Below are 19,054 nucleotides of genomic sequence, written 5' to 3' on the forward strand. Positions count from 1 at the left end.
AATGGCGAGCCCTCCCCACAGGATTATCCCTCCTGGGAGAACATTCCGATGCCACCCCGATCAATAACTTCCAGTGCCTTGCCGCCGCCACGGGCAACACAGGTCAGCGGGTCTTCTGCAATAATCACCGGCAGGCCGGTTTCCTCGCTGATCAGCTTGTCCAGCCCGCGCAGCAGTGCGCCGCCACCGGTCAGGACAATACCGCGCTCGGCAATGTCGGAGGCCAGTTCGGGCGGCGACTGCTCAAGCGCGCTCTTAACGGTTTGTACGATTTGCGCCAGGGATTCCTGGAGCGCGTCCAGGATCTCTTCGCTATTGAGAGTGAATGCCCGGGGCACGCCCTCGGCCAAGTTGCGTCCGCGCACGTCTATTTCGCGGATTTCCAGGCCCTCGTAGGCACAGCCGATTTCGTGTTTGATGCGCTCGGCCGTGGAATCACCAATCAGGCTGCCGTAGTTGCGACGCACATACGTAACAATCGCTTCGTCGAACTTGTCACCACCCACGCGGACCGACTCGGCGTAGACAATGCCGTTGAGGGAGATAATGGCGATCTCGGTGGTGCCACCGCCGATATCCACAATCATGGAGCCGCTGGCTTCTTCCACCGGCAGGCCGGCACCGATGGCTGCCGCCATGGGTTCTTCGATCAGGAACACTTCCCGGGCACCAGCACCCAGGGCCGACTCACGGATGGCCTTGCGCTCTACCTGGGTGGACTTGCTCGGCACGCATACCAGAACCCGGGGGCTCGGGGTAATAAAGCTGTTCTCGTGCACTTTATGGATAAAGTGCTGGAGCATTTTTTCAGTCACCACGAAATCCGCGATCACGCCGTCTTTCATGGGGCGGATGGCGGTGATATTGCCTGGGGTACGACCAAGCATGCGTTTGGCTTCGGAGCCGACGGCGGCCACCATTTTCTGGGAGTTGTTGGTGCGGATGGCCACAACCGAAGGCTCATTCAGCACGATCCCGCGTTCGCGAACGTAAATAAGGGTGTTGGCGGTGCCCAGGTCGATGGACAGATCGCTTGAGAATAAGCCTCGGAGTCTTTTAATCAACATTCGTGTAGTTTCAACCTGAGAGTTGCAGTCGCAGAGAAAAGATGCGGCAACTTTAGCAGTGAGCACCCCCACAGGCAAGGCGCTATCGGGCCCCGCGCCTTACCGTTCACACATTTGGCGGGTGGTTTGGGGCCTCCCGCCATTGTTCGAATCTGTTACCATATCGCCCTTTAATTTTATTTGGGTGGAAGGGCGGTTGGAAAAGGCTGTCCAAAACACGCTACAAGCACATCCCTGTGCGCTTGTTTCGGGCCGTCCATGGCCCTCAACAGTTTTGGACAGCCTTTTCCAACCGCCCCCGGATTCCGTGCAAAATTCCGGCTTACTTTATTACCGACATTTCATATACCTGGGAGGCAATGCGTGACCATTTCCCGTGAGGACATTGAGAAAGTCGCTGTGCTCGCCCGCATCCGTGTGGACGAGGAGCAGGTCTCGGCGCTTGAGAAGGATCTGGGCAATATCCTGGATCTGGTGGATCAACTGGCGGCCGCGGATACCGAGTCGGTGGAACCCATGGCCCATCCGCTGAATGCGGTCCAGCGGCTGCGGGCCGATGAGGTTACCGAGACCAATCAGCGGGAATCGTTCCAGGCCATTGCTCCGGCGACGGAGAACGGGCTGTATCTGGTTCCCCGGGTTATTGAGTGAGCAATTCGCCGGTAGCGAGCGATCAGACGAACAGCGATTTCAGGATTCATCATGCATAACAAATCCGTAGCAGAGCTTTCCCGGGACCTGGAGAGCGGCCAGGTGTCCAGCGTGGAGCTGACCCAGCAGTTCCTTGAGCGCATCAAGCAGGAAGACAGCAAGTACAACAGCTTTATTACCGTCACCGAAGAGCAGGCCCTGGCCGAAGCCAGGGCAGCGGATGAGCGTCGGGCAGCAGGTAACGCCACGCCCTGGACCGGCATTCCGTTCGCGCACAAGGATATTTTCTGCACCAACGGCGTTCGCACCACCTGCGGCTCGAAGATGCTCGAGAATTTCGTACCGCCCTACGACGCCACGGTAACGGCGAATTTCCACAACGCCGGCGCGGTGTGCCTGGGCAAAACCAATATGGATGAGTTCGCCATGGGCTCTTCCAATGAGTCCAGCTTCTTCGGTGCCGTAACCAACCCCTGGGGCCTGTCTTCCGGTGAGAAGCGAGTGCCGGGCGGCTCTTCCGGTGGTTCCGCCGCAGCCGTGGCCGCTCGTCTGGTGCCGGCCGCAACCGCGACCGATACCGGCGGCTCTATCCGCCAGCCGGCGGCGCTGTGTGGCATTACCGGGCTCAAGCCCACCTACGGGCGGGTATCGCGGTACGGGATGATTGCCTTCGCCTCCAGCCTGGACCAGGGCGGCACCATGGCCCGCACGGCGGAAGACAACGCGCTGATGCTGAACGTGATGGCCGGTTTCGATCAGAAAGACTCCACCTCGATCGACCGGGAAGTGCCGGATTACACCGCTACTCTGAACGAGCCATTGAAGGGCCTGAAGATTGGCCTGCCGAAGGAGTACTTCAGCGACCAGTTGAGCCCTGCCATGGAGCAGCAGGTTCGTAATGCGGTGAAGGAATACGAGAAGCTGGGCGCCACGGTGAAAGAGGTGTCCCTGCCCAACGCGAAACTAGCCATTGCCGCCTACTACGTCATCGCTCCGGCAGAGGCTTCAGCGAACCTGTCTCGTTTCGACGGTGTGCGTTACGGCTATCGCTGTGAAGATCCCAGGGATCTGATGGATCTCTATACCCGCACCCGGGCCGAAGGTTTTGGCGCCGAGGTGAAGCGTCGGATCCTGGTGGGCACCTATGCCCTGTCCGCCGGCTACTTCGATGCCTACTACCTCAAGGCCCAGAAGGTTCGTCGGCTGATCCAGCAGGATTTCATCAATGCCTTCAAGGAAGTGGACGTGCTGATGAGCCCGACCACGCCCTCGCCCGCCTTTATCCAGGGCGAGAAGACCAGCGACCCGGTGACCATGTACCTGGAAGACGTGTTTACCATCGCCATTAACCTGGCGGGCGTTCCGGCCATGTCGGTACCGGCGGGGTTCGTGGACGGACTGCCGGTGGGCCTGCAGATCATCGGGGATTATTTCTCAGAAGCCCGCCTGCTGAACGCCGCCCATCAATTCCAGCAGGTGACCGACTGGCACCAGCGTGAACCGCAATAAGCCCGGGACAGGAGAAAGAGTATGCAGTGGGACATTGTGATCGGGCTGGAAATTCACGTTCAGCTCGCCACCAAGACCAAGATTTTTTCCGGCTCCAGCACCGCCTACGGCGCCGAGCCCAACACCCAGGCCAACGCGGTTGACCTGGCCATGCCCGGTACGCTGCCGGTGCCCAACGAGCAGGCCTTCCGCTACGCCGTAATGTTCGGCCTGGCCGTGAACGCCGAGATCGAGCGCCGGTCGGTGTTCGAGCGTAAGAACTACTTCTATCCGGACCTGCCCAAGGGCTATCAGACCACCCAGCTGGAGCGCCCGATTGTCGGCCCTGGCTTCGTGGACATTGATCTGCCGAACGGACAGACCAAGCGGGTGCGCATTCATCACGCCCACCTAGAAGAAGATGCCGGCAAATCCCTGCATGAGGACTTTCACGGCATGACCGGCGTCGACCTGAACCGGGCCGGCACGCCGCTGATTGAGGTGGTCACCGAGCCGGACATGAACAGCGCTGAGGAAGCGGTGGCCTTTGCCAAGAAGCTGCACAGCATCGTGACCTCGCTGGGCATCTGCGACGGCGATATGTCCCAGGGCTCCATGCGCTTTGACGTGAACATCTCGCTGAAGCCCAAAGGCTCCGACACCCTGGGCACGCGCACCGAAACCAAGAACCTGAACTCGTTCCGGTTTATGGAGCAGGCCATCGCCCACGAAGTGGAGCGGCAGATGGACATTCTGGAAGACGGCGGCCGCATCATCCAGGAAACCCGCCTGTACAACGGTGATCGGGACGAATCCCGGTCCATGCGCACCAAGGAAGAAGCCAACGACTACCGCTACTTCCCCTGCCCGGACCTGCTGCCGGTGGAAATCGACGATTCCTTCATCGAAGAGGCCCGCAACAGCCTGCCGGAGTTGCCAGACGCCCGTAAGGCGCGGTTCATGGACCAGTACGGCCTGAACGACTACGACGCCGGCCTGCTCAGCGGCGACTCGAAACTGGCCACGTTCTTCGAGGAAGCCGCCAGCCACGGTAAAGACGCCAAGCTGGTAGCCAACTGGATCCAGGGCGAATTCTCCGCCCGCCTGAATGCAGAAGAGAAATCTGTGGCCGACTCTCCCATCACCGGCGCTCAACTCGGTGACCTTGTGGTGCGCATTGCCGACAACACCATCTCTTCCGCCGGCGCCAAGAAGGTGTTCGAAGCTCTGTGGACCGGTGAGAACGACAACGTCGATGCCATCATCGAGGCCAAGGGCCTGAAGCAGGTGTCCGACACCGGAGCACTGGAGGCCATGGTGGACGAAGTTCTGGCCGGCATGCCGGATCAGGTGGCGCAGTACCAGAATGAGGAAGACCCGAAGAAGCGCAAGAAGATGCTCGGCGGGTTCATGGGGCCTTTGATGAAGGCCTCCAAGGGCCAGGGCAACCCGAAGCTCTTCAACGAGATTCTCGTTCGCAAGCTTGGGGGGTGACCCCTTTGGCTTGGGTCGTGGTTTCTGGCTGCGGCCCTAGCTTGGTTGGTTCGGGGGCGGCCCTGTCAGGTGACTTCTCCCGAAAAACGCTACGAGCACCCCTGCGGGGTCCAGCCAGCAATCACAGATTGCTGTCGTTCGGCTATCGCATGAAGCTTCGCTTCATAAACGCTCTGCCTCACCCATGTGCGCTTGACTGTGGCCATCCTTGGCCACAGACATTTTCGAGAGAAGTCACCTGCCAAGGCTTGATACCCTCCGGAAAACGCATGAAAGAAACTACCGTAGGTCGGATTAGCAGAGCGTAATCCGACATCGTTGGTGTGGCTAACTTCTTTGTCGGATTACGGCTTCGCCTAATCCGACCTACTGGTCCGACGTTTTTTTCGGATTGGGCTGCGCCAAGTGTGGGCGCTTGTTGCCTACCCCCGAGAGTCATAAAGCCTTGGCGGGAGGAGCCTTCCAAAAATGTCGGCGGCCAAGGATGGCCGACGCCAAGCGCACATGGGCGGAGCAAACGCTTTAGAAGCGAAGCTTCGCGTGCCGCGGAGCGACAGCAATCTACGATTGCTGGCTGGACCCGTTTGCGGGTGCTCGTAGCGGTTTTTGGAAGGCTCCTCCCGCCGAGGCTCACCCCCGAATTCAACAGGCTAGGTGCCCAAGCCGAAAGCCATCAAAGAAGCCGAGCCCAAAGATCATGCTCATCGGCATGTTCAACCACGGCCTGAACGATTTCGCCAGGCACCAGGTCGGTCTCGTCGTTGAGGTAAACCATGCCGTCAATCTCAGGCGCATCCGCCTTGGAGCGGCCAATGGCGCCTTCCTCGTCAACCTCGTCGATCAGCACCTCGATGGTCTTGCCGATCTTGGCCTGCAAGCGGGCCGCGGAGATCTCGGCCTGTTTTGCCATAAAGCGGGCCAGGCGTTCCTCTTTGACCTCCTCCGGAACCGCACCTTCCAGTTCGTTGGCCTTGGCGCCCTCAACGGCGCTGTATTTGAACGCGCCAACGCGATCTAGCTGAGCTTCGTCCAGCCAGTCCAGCAGGTACTGGAAGTCTTCCTCCGTTTCGCCCGGGAAGCCGACGATGAAGGTGGAGCGGATGGTCAGCTCGGGGCAGATTTCCCGCCACTTGCGAATGCGCCCGAGGGTCTTACTGTCGTGGGCTGGGCGTTTCATGGCCTTGAGCACCCGCGGGCTCGCGTGCTGGAACGGGATGTCCAGGTACGGCAGGATCTTGCCCTCGGCCATAAGTGGAATAACGTCGTCCACGTGGGGATACGGATACACGTAGTGCAGGCGCACCCATACGCCCAGTTCGCCCAGGGCCTCGCACAGGGACTGCATTTTGGTCTTCAGGGGACGCCCCTGCCAGAAGCCGGTGCGGTACTTCGTGTCCACCCCGTAGGCGGAGGTGTCCTGGGAGATCACCAGCAGTTCTTTGACACCGGCATCCACCAACCGCTTTGCCTCGTCCATGACATCGCCGATGGGCCGGCTGACCAGGTCGCCGCGCATGGAGGGAATGATGCAAAAGGTACAGCGGTGGTTGCAGCCCTCTGAGATTTTCAGGTACGCGAAGTGCCGGGGTGTCAGTTTGATACCCTGGGGCGGAACCAGATCGGTGAAAGGATCGTGTTGCTTCTTCGGAGGCACAAACTGGTGGACGGCGCCGACCACTTCCTCGTAGGCATGGGGACCTGAAACGGCAAGCACGCCCGGGTGGGTGTCGCGAATCCTGTCAGCTTCAACGCCCATGCAACCGGTGACGATCACCTTGCCGTTCTCGTTGATGGCTTCGCCAATGGCGTCCAGGGATTCCTGCTTGGCCGCGTCGATAAAGCCACAGGTGTTCACCACCACGATGTCGGCGTCGTCGTACGTGGGCACGACATCGTAACCGTCCAGCCGCAGTTGGGTGAGAATCCGCTCGGAGTCCACAAGCGCCTTGGGACATCCAAGGCTGATGAAACCGACTTTGCCGTTACCTGATGCGGTGGGCTGGCTTTGGGTGGTGTCTGTCATAGAAAGCGCGTATCCCCGGGCTTTTCACGCCCTACAGAGTGTCAAAGCCGGGATTTTACACGACGCAGGATGCGGCTGCAGCAGGTCTCAGCCCGGCCAGATGCGCGAATTGTACCGACAGGGATCAAAATTTGTGACACCCTGTTCAGAAAGATTTAATAAAACTGCCACAATTAACGGCAGACTTCTTGCTGATCACAAAATAAACAACTACACTTTCATGCGTTTATAGTGCGTTCAAGTGTTTTTCTGGAAGAGAACTATGGGAAAGGCAGCCTCATTCGAAACCAGACACGCTCAAAGAGTGAAAATGAGACCGGTCGCCGTGAAACTGAACCTGCGCAATCAACAGAGGGTGGACGTTGCCACCGATATCACCATCGAGAAACCGGATGGCTGCTGCCTGACCTGCTCGGTTTCCAACCTCTCGCGCACGGGCGTGATGGTGTCCTGTAGTCAGGAAATCGTGAAGCAGTTGATTCCCGAACAGAGGGCACCGGCGCCGGGCCACTGGATTGCCGTGAAAACCCGTTTTTCGGTGCCGGTGGTGGCCAAGCAGCCTGTGTCCATCATCGCCGATGGCAACATCGTACACATGCGCCGAATCGCCCGGGACGAATTCCAGGTGGGTATCCAGTTCGCTGAATTCGAAGGCAACGGTTTCGATTACGTAGATCGCTACGTCTCCAAGCTGCTGGCCGACTCCCGCAATCCAGTCTGATCCAGCGCCTCCAACTCCCATCTGCGCGGCCATGCGCCAGTTGCGCGCTATATTGTTATAACGCCAATGTCTAGTTGGCCACCTTCTTATGCCCTTGCCGCCTCTGGTATAGTTGCGCTATTCACACGCATAGCCATAACGGCCCGCACGGCGGCAATGGATAACCATGACCACATACAACCTCACGCATCTGAAACAGCTGGAAGCCGAAAGCATCCACATCATTCGGGAAGTGGCAGCCGAGTTCGACAATCCGGTGATGCTCTACTCCATCGGCAAGGACTCCGCAGTAATGCTGCACCTGGCCCTTAAGGCGTTCTACCCGGGCAAACCGCCCTTTCCGCTGATGCACATCGACACCACCTGGAAGTTCCGCGATATGATCAAGTTCCGGGACAATGTGGCAGAGAAGTTTGGCCTGGACCTGATCGTGCACACCAATCAGGAAGGCGTGGCCCAGGGCATCGGCCCGTTTACTCACGGCAGCGCCAAGCACACCGATGTGATGAAGACCCAGGCGCTGAAGCAGGCCCTGAACAAGTACAAGTTCGACGCGGCCTTTGGCGGTGCCCGCCGTGACGAAGAGAAGTCCCGGGCCAAGGAGCGTGTGTACTCGTTCCGCGACGAACACCACCGCTGGGACCCGAAGAACCAGCGGCCCGAGCTGTGGAACATATACAACGGCAAGATCAACAAGGGTGAGAGCATCCGTGTGTTCCCGCTCTCCAACTGGACCGAGCTGGACATCTGGCAGTACATCTACCTCGAGAACATCGACATTGTTCCCCTGTACTTCGCGGCCGAACGTCCCGTGGTGGAGCGCGATGGCACGCTGATCATGGTGGACGACGATCGCATGCCCCTTAAGGAAGGCGAGAAGCCCATGATGAAATCCGTCCGCTTCCGTACCCTGGGCTGCTACCCGCTGACCGGCGCCATCGAATCCGAGGCGGCCACACTTCCGGACATTATCCAGGAAATGTTGCTGGCCAAGAGCTCCGAGCGTCAGGGCCGGGTCATCGACCACGATTCAGCCGGCTCCATGGAACAGAAAAAGCGGGAAGGGTATTTCTAAGATGTCACACCAGTCTGATCTGATTGCAGAAGATATTCAGGCCTACCTGAAGCAGCACGAAAACAAGGAACTCCTGCGCCTGCTCACCTGCGGCAGCGTGGACGACGGCAAGAGCACGCTCATTGGTCGCCTGCTGCACGACACCAAGATGATCTATGAAGATCACATGGCCAGCCTGAAGACCGACAGCGCCAAGATGGGCACCACCGGCGAGAAGCTGGACCTTGCCTTGCTGGTGGACGGCCTGCAGGCGGAGCGGGAACAGGGCATCACCATTGATGTGGCCTACCGCTACTTCTCCACCGACAAGCGCAAGTTCATCATCGCAGATACCCCGGGCCACGAGCAGTACACCCGCAACATGGCCACCGGCGCCTCCACCGCGCAGGTCGCGATCCTGATGATCGACGCCCGCCACGGTGTGCTGACCCAGACCCGCCGGCACTCGTACATCGCCTCCCTGCTGGGCATTCGCCACATCGTGGTGGCGGTGAACAAGATGGACCTGGTGGATTTCAGTGAAGAGCGCTTCAACGAAATCAAGGACGACTACCTGGCGTTCGCCGCCAAGCTGGGGCTGAAGGACATCCGTTTTGTACCGATCTCCGCCCTGGAAGGCGATAACGTGGTGAACAAGAGCGAGAACACGCCCTGGTTCACCGGCCAGCCTCTGATGGAAATCCTGGAAACCGTGGAAGTGGGCCGCGACAAGAACCTGGAGCACTTCCGCTTCCCGGTGCAGTACGTCACCCGTCCGAACCTGAATTTCCGGGGCTTCTGCGGCACCATCGCCTCCGGCGTGATCCGCCCGGGCGAAAAGGTCATGGCCCTGCCCTCACGACGCACCAGCACGGTGAAGGAAATCGTCACCTACGATGGCAAGCTCGAGGAAGCCTACATCGACCAGGCCATCACCCTGACGCTGACCGACGAGATCGACGTCAGCCGGGGCGACATGCTGGTCAAGGTGGAGGACGAGCCGGAAGTGGCCAACCGCTTCAACGCCAACATCGTGTGGATGACCGACGCGCCGCTGGAGACCGGTCGCCTCTACGACATCAAGCTGGGCCCGACCTTTACCTCGGGCACGGTCAAGAAGATTCACCACCAGACGGATGTGAACACCCTGGAACAGCAGGCCAACCCGAGCAAACTCCAGCTCAACGAAATCGGCCTGTGCGAGCTGACCCTGAACCAGCCGATCGCGTTTGACGCCTACCAGCGTAATCACGCAACCGGTAGCTTCATCGTGATCGACCGTCTGAGCAACGTGACCATCGGCGCAGGCATGGTCGCCGGCCTGGCCGACGGCAGCGAATCACTGGATCCGGTCACCGCCGAGGAGCGCGAGCGTCGCCTGGCCCAGAAGCCCGCCATCATTGCCTGCAACGGCAAGCAGGCCCCGGCCCTGGCACTGGCGGTTGAGCGCGCCCTGTTCGACCAGGGCAAGACCTCCGTGGTGATCACCGAGGAGAACAGCGGCGATGCCGACGAGCGTCGCAACATCGCCCAGCTGCTCACCTCCCATGGCCTGGTTGCCATTGCCGTGAGCCTCGGCTCCGATGTCGCCAATGCCTCGGCCACCGCCGACACCGAACAGGAGATTCCCGAGGCCGTGAGCAAACTGGTGCAGGAGCTGGTTCGCAGCAAGCGGATCTGAGTCGGACGTTTCGACTCGACACGGGATACCCCTACCTTGGTGGCTGGCGCCGGGGTGGGGGTATCTTTTTCTTTGGAAAAACAACTCGCTGCGCTCAGACATCTTTTTCCGGCAGAAAAAGATACCCCCACCCCAACACCGGCAAAGCCCGGAGATATGCGAAAGTAAAAGCCCCTGAAAAATAAAGCGCGCTTTACAGCGGACCGCAGAGATGCCCGTGGACGTGGGGTAGGTGCGTATTTTTCTCTAGAAAAAAGATGTCTGAGCGCAGCGAGTTGTTTTTTCGTAAGAAAAATACGCACCTGCCCCGCGGCCCTGCACCAAACCGGAAGGCTACAAATGAATCCAACACCAATCCATGGCAAAATCCCGCCCCTCTGAGTTAAACGAAACAACGAACAGGAGCCAAAAATGGCCATCAAACACCTCCGCACTGCCTTCGCCAGCCAGTACCAGCCGGGCCAACCCGCCCGCCTTGTCGCCGGCGAGGCCCTGCAGGAGCCCGGTGGCGATTACGAGGGCCTGCACAAGCAGATGAAGCGCCTGTTCAACAGCAAACCGGGCAAGAAATACGGCCGGTTCTCCGAAGACCTGGGCGAATGCCCGTTCAGCGCCTGGCTCAAGGACTATCTGGAAGACAAGCAGAGCTTTGGCGCCATGACCGATCGCCTGTTCGGCCAATGGCAGGAGCTGTTGACCGGCAGCCAGGAAGAGTTCGACGGCCACCTGATGATCGTGCACGACGCCCTGGCGGATTCCGAGGTGGTCTACCTGTTTATTCTGGAGACGGACAGCGCCCTGCGGTTCGATGGCAAACAGTCCCTGGACGCCACGGATGTATTGAGCCTGTCCCGCCTGAACCTGGCGGTACGCATCGAACTGGATGACTGGCGCAGCAACAACCCGGCGGAAAATTACCTCACCCTGGTGCACGGTCGCGGCACCGGCGAGCCGGGCGAATTGTTCATCCGCCTGTGCGGGTTCACCAATCAGGTGGACGTGGAAAAAGAGACCCTCACCTTCCTGGACGCCGTGGAAGCCTTCGCCAAGTCTTCCGAGCCGGAGAAAGCAGGCGAGGTGCGCAACAAGGCCTACGAATTCTGCAAGGAGCAGCACGCCCTCGGCGAGCCGGTGGAAATCGAGGCGCTGTCCGGCTATCTGGATGAGAACGAGCCGCAGCGGTTCAAGGAATTCGCTTCGAAAACCGCGGAACTGCCGGAAAGCGGCGTGCTGCACCCGGACCACCGGAAGGTGAAGAAGCTGGTGCGCATCGCCGGCTCCGGCGGCGGCATGAGCGTGTCCTTCTCATCGGACCTGGTGAACCAGGCGGTGTACTACGACCGGGACAAGGACGCCCTGACCATCACCCGGCTTCCGAAGGCCCTGCGGGAGCAGCTTCAGCGGTATCTGGAAGCTCGCGAGGAGTGAGATTCTGGCGCTTTTTGGCCCGCAGCTTACGCACCTCCTGCATCCAGCCCACCCCGTCGACCAATTCACCGGTTTCCGGATCAATCGGCGGGTACGGCAGATTCCGGTCGTCGCAATAGCGCTTGACGGTGGGCTGGCACCAGCGGAACAGCAGACGATTGTATTCGTCCTCTGGCAACCGCCGTTGATCAAACAGACCCGCCAGTTTCCGCTGCCTCTGGGCCTCCGACAGGATGATCGCGCAGGCGGATGACACGTTCAGCGACTCCACCATCCCCATCATCGGAATCACGATGTGCTCGTCAGCCTGGGCCGCCGCATCGGCACTGACGCCATCCACCTCATTCCCCATAATCACCGTGCACGGCACCGTGTAATCCGCCTCCCGGAAATCAATGGCCCGGTCGGAAAGCTGGGCGGCATAAAGCTTGTGCCCCTGCGCCTTCAGCGACGCCATCGCGTCATCCATGCTCCGATGGGTGTGCGTGGTCACCCAGTTAAAACTGCCGCCAGCCGTCTTTCGAAATGCGCGGAATCCCTCCCGGGGCCACACCACGTGCATGTTGGCCAGACCAAAGGCATCGCAGGAGCGGATGATGGCGGACAGGTTCCGCGGTTTGTGGACCTGGTCGGTGAGGACACTCAGGTCCGGTTGCCGGGTGTCGAGGGTCTGTTTGATTCGGGCGAGACGTTCGGGATTCATTGGTTTTTCATAGTAAGAGTTTGCCTGAGGCGCGGAATAGTAACACAACCAGGCTAGCAACAACCCGAGACAGAGGTGGTTGAAGAATGAGCACCCCGTTATAATACGCAGTTCCTTTTTGCTGGCGCCTACGCTAGAAGCACCCGATACCCGGCGCACCATCCACCCGTTACGCACCAGACCACGTGAGACCCATGGCCAAGAAGCTGTACATCAAAACCCACGGCTGTCAGATGAACGAGTATGACTCTGCCCGCATGGCAGACCTGCTCAAGACCGGCGAGCGCGTTGAAATGACCGACTCGCCCGATGACGCCGACATCCTGCTGCTGAACACCTGCTCCATCCGGGAAAAAGCCCAGGAGAAGGTATTCCACCAGCTTGGCCGCTGGAAAGGACTCAAGAGCAAGAAACCCGACCTGATCATCGGCGTTGGCGGCTGCGTGGCCTCCCAGGAAGGCCAGGCCATCATCGACCGTGCACCCTACGTGGACATGGTGTTCGGCCCACAAACGCTGCACCGCCTGCCGGACATGATTACCGAAGTCCGCGCCAAGGGTAATGGCGTGGGCGTGGTGGACGTCAGCTTCCCGGAGATCGAGAAGTTCGACAACCTGCCTGAGCCCGGCGCCGACGGCCCCTCCGCGTTTGTATCCATCATGGAAGGCTGCAGTAAATACTGCACCTTCTGCGTGGTGCCCTACACCCGCGGCGAGGAAGTCAGCCGCCCGGCGGATGACGTGATTGCCGAAGTGGCCCACCTGGCCAGCCAGGGCGTGCGCGAAGTGAACCTGCTGGGACAGAACGTGAACGCCTACCGGGGTGAGACCCACGACGGCGACACCATGGACCTGGCCGAGCTGATCGAACTGATCGCCACCATCGACGGCATTGATCGCATCCGCTACACCACCAGCCACCCGGTGGAGTTCTCCGATGCCCTGATCGAGGTCTACGAGCGCGTGCCGGAACTGGTCAGCCACTTGCACCTGCCGGTCCAGAGCGGCTCCGACCGCATCCTGGCCGCCATGAAGCGTGGCCATACGGCATTGGAGTACAAATCCAAACTCCGCCGCCTGCGCAAGATCCGCCCGGACATCAGTTTCTCCTCGGACTTCATCATTGGCTTCCCGGGCGAAACCGAAAAGGACTTCGAGGACACCATGAAGCTGATCAACGACATCGGCTTCGACATGTCCTTCAGCTTCGTTTACAGCGCCCGCCCGGGCACGCCTGCGTCGGACCTGCCGGACGACACGCCGATGGAGGTCAAGAAGCAGCGCCTGAGCATCCTGCAGGACCGGCTGAACCAGAATGTGATGGACATCAGCCGCAAAATGGTGGGCTCCACCCAGCGGATTCTGGTGACCGGGTTGTCGAAGAAGGACCCTGGCGAGTATGCGGGGCGGACGGAGAACAACCGGATTGTGAACTTCCGGCATGAGAATCCGGAGGTGGTTGGGCACTTTATTGATGTCGAGATTGTCGAGGCTTATCCCAATTCTCTTCGTGGTGTGCCTGTGACTTCAGAGTTATTTTAGGCCTCGCTCGGAATTCGTCCGGTCTGGGAGTATGGCGAGTGGTGGGGCCTTCTTCCCAAAAACCGCTACGAGCACATCCATGTGCGCTTGGCTGTGGCCATCCCTGGCCACAGACATTTTTGGGAAGAAGGCCCCACCACTCTCCGCTGATTACTCCCTTGCATGCAAAAGCAAGACACAGGTGAGTTTGTAGGTTGGATTAGACGAATTCGTAATCCAACGATGAACCCGTAACTTGGGAACTCTGTCGGATTACGCCTCCGGCTAATCCGACCTACTTGTTTTTTAACGTTCGGGCCTGCAAATAGTCTGACGGGTGTTTGGCAGGTGGCGCTTCCCAAAAACGTGGAGTGCCAGGGATGGCACGACCGAGCCCTACAGGGACGTACTTGCGGGCGCTTTTTGGGAAGCGCCACCTGCCAAACACCCCAACCCAATCCAGAAACTCGTACTCCCGGAACCAAAACCCGCGGAGTAAACGAAAACGGAGCACTTTTGAACGCCAACGATCACAGACAATTTGATCTACACCCGGTGGACCAGCGTCGGCTGGCAGCCCTTTGCGGCCAGTTTGATGACAACCTGAAGATGATCGAGAAACGCCTTCAGGTGAAGGTCGGCCGTCGGGGCCATCATTTTCGGGTGGAAGGGGAAACCGAGCATGTGGCGGCTGCCGTGGAGGTGATTCGTCATCTGTATCGGGAAACCGAGGCCACGGACGATATTCCGCCAGACACCGTGCATCTCTTCATCCGGGAAACCGGCTTTGAGCGCCTCCCCGAGGATGTGCCCTACAACGGCGCGGTCACCGTGATCAAGACGCCGAAGCTCACCGCCAAGCCGCGCGGGGCGAATCAGCAGAAGTATGTGCACAACATACGCACCCACGACATCAACTTCGGCATCGGCCCGGCCGGTACCGGCAAAACCTGGCTCGCGGTGGCCTGTGCCGTGGAGGCGTTGAAAGACGAGCAGGTGAAGCGGATTCTGCTGGTGCGGCCGGCCGTGGAGGCCGGGGAGAAACTGGGATTCCTGCCCGGGGATCTGGCCCAGAAGGTGGACCCGTACCTGCGGCCCCTTTACGACGCGCTTTACGAGATGCTCGGTTTTGACCAGGTCACCCGTCTGATCGAGAAGAGTGTGATCGAGATTGCGCCCCTGGCGTTCATGCGTGGGCGAACCCTGAACAATTCGTTCATCATCCTGGATGAGAGCCAGAACACCACCCGGGAACAGATGAAGATGTTCCTGACCCGGATCGGTTTTGGCTCCACCGCGGTGATCACCGGTGATACCACCCAGGTGGACCTGCCGCGGGGGCAGAATTCCGGGTTGATTCACGCGGCCACCGTGCTCAGCAAGGTGCCGGGCATCGGGTTTACCCGGTTTGAGGCCAAAGACGTAGTGCGTCATCCGCTGGTTCAGCGAATTGTGGAAGCCTATGATTCGTTTGACGATACGAGTGCAACGGGCCAATGAGCAATTTGACCGTTGATTTCCAGCCTGTGTTCGAGGGCCGTGGCGTGCCCCGGGAAGAGCTGGTTCGTGACTGGGCACAGTTAGCCTGGCAAGGAGAGGATCCGTCCGAGGTGACGATCCGTATTGTCGGGTCTGAAGAGAGCCAGGCGCTGAACCATCAATACCGGGGCAAGGACTACCCGACCAACGTGTTGTCCTTCCCATTTGAGGCGCCACCCGGTATAACGGTGCCATTGGCCGGCGATCTGGTGATTTGCGCACCGGTCGTGGAAAGCGAGGCCCGGGAGCAGCAAAAAACCCTGGAGGCCCACTGGGCCCACATGGTGATCCACGGCATGCTGCATCTCCAGGGCTACGATCACATTGAAGATGAAGATGCCGAGGTCATGGAAGCCCTCGAAATCCGGCTGCTTGCGCAGCTTGGATATGGCAACCCCTACGAAGCAGAGGAAACGGAACAAGACTCATGAGCGACGATCAGTCGAGTCGCAGTCAGGGCAGCAAGTCCTGGCTGGATCGTATATCACAGGCCTTTTCCAGCGGGCCTGAGTCCGTCGAGGACGTGCTGGAAATCCTGCGGGACGCTGAGTCCCAGAATATCATCGACACCGATGCCATGAGCATTATCGAAGGTGCGATGCAGGTGATCGACATGCGCGTGGATGAAATCATGATTCCCCGCTCACAGATGGTCACCGTCAAAGCGTCCCAGGAGCCCAAGGAATTCCTGGGAGAGATCATGGAATCCGCTCACAGCCGCTTCCCGGTAATTGGTGACAGCCAGGATGATGTGATTGGCATCCTGCTCGCCAAAGATCTGCTTCCCCTCGCCCTGAACAACGACCTGAACTGGAACCGCATCCGCGAGATCCTGCGACCACCCAACTTTGTGCCCGAAAGCAAGCGTCTCAACCAGCTGCTCAAGGAGTTCAAGGAAAACCGCAACCACATGGCCATCGTGGTGGATGAGTATGGCGGCACCGCTGGTCTGATTACCATTGAGGATGTGCTCGAGCAGATCGTCGGCGAGATCGAGGACGAACACGATTTCGACGAAGAAACCAATATCAAGGCCCGGGGTGATGGCAGTTACGCCGTCAAGGCGGTAACTCCGATTGATGACTTCAACGAGTTTTTCGAGACCGAGCTGGATGAGGAGGAGTTCGACACCATCGGCGGCCTGGTACTCAAGGAATTCGGACACCTGCCCAGACGGGGCGAGTCGGTGGAGTTTGGCGGTTTGAATTTTGCCATTGCCAACGCTGACAACCGTGTTATCCGTCTGTTGCAGGTAACCCGCAGTGAGCAGTGAAACCACGCGTCAATCCCTGAGCACACCCCTGTCATCGAACGGCTGGCTGGGTGCCGCCACGCTTCTGCTGGCCGGCGCCCTGCAGACGTTGACGTTCTCGCCCTTTCACCTGTGGTGGCTGGGGCCTGTCTCCATGGTGCTCATCCTGCTGGTAACGGTGCCCCAGGCCCCGGAAAAGCTTTTCCGGGCCGGCTGGTTTACCGGACTGGGTCTGTTTGCCAGCGGCGCCAGCTGGGTCTACGTCAGCATTAGTGAACACGGCAACACCGCGATCCCGATCGCGGTGTTGCTGACGGTGATTTTCGTGGCCGGCCTGGCCCTGTTCCACGGCCTGGCCTTCTGGTTCTGGGGCAAACTGGCAAAGCAGAACCCGGTTCGCCGCCTTATCCTGTTCCCGGCCATCTGGATTCTGGGAGACTGGCTCCGGAGCTGGCTGCTGACCGGATTTCCCTGGCTCTACCTGGGCACGGCCCACACCGACGGTCCGCTGGCTGGCCTCGCCCCGTTGACCGGCGTGCATGGGATCACCTTCTGGATTGCGGTCTCCGGCGCAGCGCTTTACGGTGTCTGGTGGCTGATTCGGGACCGGCGGCCCGTGGCTGCGGGCATCACGGTTGTCGTGGCGCTGATTCCCTGGCTGGCAGCCCCCGCCATGAACCGCATCCAGTGGACCGAGCTGGCCTCGGAGCCCACAAGCTTCGCTGCCATGCAGGGCAACATTCCCCAGCAGATCAAGTGGGACCCGGAGTTTCTGAAAGACCAGATCGTCACCTACCTCGGCATGACTGAGGACCACTGGAACACCGACCTGATACTCTGGCCAGAAACGGCCATTCCGATTCCCCAGGACCAGGCGGGCAAGATCATTGATCACATCGATGAACAGCTTGGCGAGAACAGTACCCTGATCACCGGCATTCCCTGGTACGGCTTCAGCGACCGCATCGAGGATTTCACCTTCCACAACAGCATCATGGCCATCGGCAATGGCGAAGGCATGTACCACAAGCAGAAGCTGGTGCCCTTCGGGGAGTATGTGCCGCTGCAGAGTGTGCTGCGAGGGCTGATTGGGTTCTTCGACCTGCCCATGAGCGATTTCACCCGCGGCCCGGAATGGCAAGACCCGCTGCTCGCCAATGGCGTCAAGGTGATGCCGTTTATCTGCTACGAGGTGGCCTATCCGGATTTCGTGGCCTTCAACGCCCGAGGCTCGGGCCTCCTGCTGACCATCAGCAACGACGGCTGGTTCGGCGATTCCATCGGCCCGCTGCAGCACCTGCAGATCGCCCGGATGCGCGCCCTGGAAACCGGCCGTTACATGGTCCGGGGTACCAACAATGGCGTGACCGCGATCATCAACCATCGGGGCGAGCTGACGCAGACCATCCCGCAGTTCGAGCGCGCCACGCTCACCGGTGAGGTGTTCACCGCCAGCGGAAGCACGCCCTATATGCAAACCGGCTCCTGGCCGGTACTGACTCTCGCCGTGATCCTGATCGTGTTCGTGCGCGAGCGCGTTATTCCTCCTGTTTCGGCCAGCGGCTCGTAACCCGCTCGTAGTAGTGTGAGCCGCAGGCCTCGCAGGGCTCCAGGTGGCTGGTGGCGGTGAGGCACCGCATGTGCCCGCAATTCAGGCACTGGAACATGCCCGCCGTGGCCACTTCACCCGAGATATACTGGCCCACTTCCTTGTTTTCCAGCTTCTGTTTCAGCTCCAGGGTATCGATCAGGGTCTTGTCGGCAACCGAAAGCAGGCTGTCGGCCAGTTGATGCTCCAGCAGGGCGATGTCCAACTGCAGCCACTCCCCCAGCCCTTCGCCGGTTTCACCGACGAAGTTCAACAAGTGCTCCAGATCCCTCTTGAGGTATTCACCAAGCAGGTCGGCTTCTTCCCGGGTCATCTCCTCCAGTTCGTACTCGAACTCTACAGCCTTGCGGACCTCGTCCTCCAGGGTCTGCAATGAGGTATTCTCGAATTCCCGCAGCCGCGTTTGCACACGCTCCAGCATGCGGTCATACACTTCCAGGGCCTTACCTGAGAGATGGCTTCTTTCCGGTTCTGTCATGTTGACTCCTTATGGCCCGTTCGGGCTTACCCAACTGTTACTGGGCTGAGGTGCAGGAGCCGTGGTCCGGGCCGGCTTTCCGGGACACGCTGTGAATACGTCCCTGTACGCTTGACTGCAGCATCCATGCTGCAGACAGTCCCGGAAAGCCGGCCCGCACCCCGTCTCCCCAACGTCCGAATAGGACGTTCAGACTACATTGCCGATGCTCGGGCGCGGGTGGTGGATGTCTTCCCGGGACTGTGAGCAGCAGGGATGCTGCGATCAAGCCTACAAGGATGTATTTACGGCGTGTCCCGGGAAGACATCCACCACCGGCGCTTCCCCCATACCGAGAGTCTGGCAC

At 59.7% G+C, this 19,054-nt stretch carries 16 protein-coding genes; 12 read left to right on the forward strand and 4 right to left on the reverse strand.

Annotated features, from left to right (window positions below; all coding sequences use genetic code 11):
* Window positions 1–23: 23 nt before the first annotated feature.
* A complete protein-coding gene (locus AC0J1C_RS12200) occupies window positions 24–1,064 on the reverse strand; it encodes a rod shape-determining protein (protein WP_091990808.1) in 1,041 nt (346 codons plus the stop codon).
* Window positions 1,065–1,430: 366 nt separating this feature from the next.
* Here AC0J1C_RS12200 and gatC point away from each other — a divergent pair, with 366 nt between their 5' ends.
* The 3 genes from gatC to gatB are packed head-to-tail and all read left to right on the forward strand — an operon-like array spanning window position 1,431 to window position 4,700.
* Window positions 1,431–1,718 (forward strand): Asp-tRNA(Asn)/Glu-tRNA(Gln) amidotransferase subunit GatC, encoded by a 288-nt coding sequence (gene gatC / locus AC0J1C_RS12205; RefSeq protein ID WP_375191641.1) that lies wholly within the window; start codon window positions 1,431–1,433, stop codon window positions 1,716–1,718.
* Between the two features lie 51 nt (window positions 1,719–1,769).
* On the forward strand, window positions 1,770–3,227 hold the full coding sequence (gatA, locus tag AC0J1C_RS12210; RefSeq protein ID WP_473044124.1) for an Asp-tRNA(Asn)/Glu-tRNA(Gln) amidotransferase subunit GatA: 1,458 nt from the start codon (window positions 1,770–1,772) through the stop codon (window positions 3,225–3,227).
* Between the two features lie 21 nt (window positions 3,228–3,248).
* Complete coding sequence (gene gatB / locus AC0J1C_RS12215; protein ID WP_473044125.1) at window positions 3,249–4,700, forward strand: Asp-tRNA(Asn)/Glu-tRNA(Gln) amidotransferase subunit GatB; 1,452 nt, start codon at window positions 3,249–3,251, stop codon at window positions 4,698–4,700.
* Window positions 4,701–5,373: 673 nt separating this feature from the next.
* Here gatB and rimO read toward each other — a convergent pair.
* Entirely contained in the window at window positions 5,374–6,723 is a 1,350-nt protein-coding gene (gene rimO / locus AC0J1C_RS12220) for a 30S ribosomal protein S12 methylthiotransferase RimO (protein WP_473044126.1), read from the reverse strand.
* A 310-nt stretch (window positions 6,724–7,033) separates the two neighbouring features.
* On the opposite strand from rimO, the gene AC0J1C_RS12225 reads away from it, so the two are divergent.
* From AC0J1C_RS12225 to AC0J1C_RS12240, 4 genes are all read left to right on the forward strand, one after another.
* Window positions 7,034–7,444 (forward strand): PilZ domain-containing protein, encoded by a 411-nt coding sequence (locus AC0J1C_RS12225; RefSeq protein ID WP_375194020.1) that lies wholly within the window; start codon window positions 7,034–7,036, stop codon window positions 7,442–7,444.
* A 166-nt stretch (window positions 7,445–7,610) separates the two neighbouring features.
* The gene (cysD, locus tag AC0J1C_RS12230) at window positions 7,611–8,519 is read left to right on the forward strand and encodes a sulfate adenylyltransferase subunit CysD (RefSeq protein WP_091986720.1); all 909 of its coding nucleotides are present in this window, start codon (window positions 7,611–7,613) and stop codon (window positions 8,517–8,519) included.
* A 1-nt stretch (window position 8,520) separates the two neighbouring features.
* The gene (cysN, locus tag AC0J1C_RS12235; protein WP_473044127.1) at window positions 8,521–10,179 is read left to right on the forward strand and encodes a sulfate adenylyltransferase subunit CysN; all 1,659 of its coding nucleotides are present in this window, start codon (window positions 8,521–8,523) and stop codon (window positions 10,177–10,179) included.
* A gap of 411 nt (window positions 10,180–10,590) precedes the next feature.
* Window positions 10,591–11,607: a nucleoid-associated protein gene (locus AC0J1C_RS12240; RefSeq protein ID WP_473044128.1), complete on the forward strand. Its 1,017-nt coding sequence runs from the start codon at window positions 10,591–10,593 to the stop codon at window positions 11,605–11,607.
* Here AC0J1C_RS12240 and trmH read toward each other — a convergent pair.
* Entirely contained in the window at window positions 11,543–12,310 is a 768-nt protein-coding gene (trmH, locus tag AC0J1C_RS12245) for a tRNA (guanosine(18)-2'-O)-methyltransferase TrmH (RefSeq protein ID WP_473044129.1), read from the reverse strand. The genes AC0J1C_RS12240 and trmH overlap by 65 nt on opposite strands.
* A gap of 194 nt (window positions 12,311–12,504) precedes the next feature.
* Here trmH and miaB point away from each other — a divergent pair, with 194 nt between their 5' ends.
* The 5 genes from miaB (at window position 12,505) to lnt (ending at window position 18,191) form a co-directional block, all read left to right on the forward strand.
* Window positions 12,505–13,851, forward strand: coding sequence for a tRNA (N6-isopentenyl adenosine(37)-C2)-methylthiotransferase MiaB (miaB, locus tag AC0J1C_RS12250; RefSeq protein WP_473044130.1), 1,347 nt, complete (start codon window positions 12,505–12,507; stop codon window positions 13,849–13,851).
* Window positions 13,852–14,346: 495 nt separating this feature from the next.
* Complete coding sequence (locus tag AC0J1C_RS12255; protein ID WP_473044131.1) at window positions 14,347–15,330, forward strand: PhoH family protein; 984 nt, start codon at window positions 14,347–14,349, stop codon at window positions 15,328–15,330.
* The gene (ybeY, locus tag AC0J1C_RS12260) at window positions 15,327–15,800 is read left to right on the forward strand and encodes an rRNA maturation RNase YbeY (protein ID WP_375194013.1); all 474 of its coding nucleotides are present in this window, start codon (window positions 15,327–15,329) and stop codon (window positions 15,798–15,800) included. Before AC0J1C_RS12255 ends, ybeY begins: the two co-directional genes overlap by 4 nt.
* The gene (locus tag AC0J1C_RS12265) at window positions 15,797–16,642 is read left to right on the forward strand and encodes an HlyC/CorC family transporter (protein WP_473044133.1); all 846 of its coding nucleotides are present in this window, start codon (window positions 15,797–15,799) and stop codon (window positions 16,640–16,642) included. The genes ybeY and AC0J1C_RS12265 overlap by 4 nt, the downstream gene beginning before the upstream one ends.
* A complete protein-coding gene (gene lnt / locus AC0J1C_RS12270) occupies window positions 16,632–18,191 on the forward strand; it encodes an apolipoprotein N-acyltransferase (RefSeq protein ID WP_375194011.1) in 1,560 nt (519 codons plus the stop codon). The genes AC0J1C_RS12265 and lnt overlap by 11 nt, the downstream gene beginning before the upstream one ends.
* On the opposite strand, the gene AC0J1C_RS12275 is transcribed toward lnt, so the two are convergent.
* The gene (locus AC0J1C_RS12275) at window positions 18,160–18,708 is read right to left on the reverse strand and encodes a zinc ribbon-containing protein (protein ID WP_473044134.1); all 549 of its coding nucleotides are present in this window, start codon (window positions 18,706–18,708) and stop codon (window positions 18,160–18,162) included. The genes lnt and AC0J1C_RS12275 overlap by 32 nt on opposite strands.
* Window positions 18,709–19,054 lie beyond the last annotated feature (346 nt).

Source organism: Marinobacter sp. E2 (assembly GCF_055755345.1).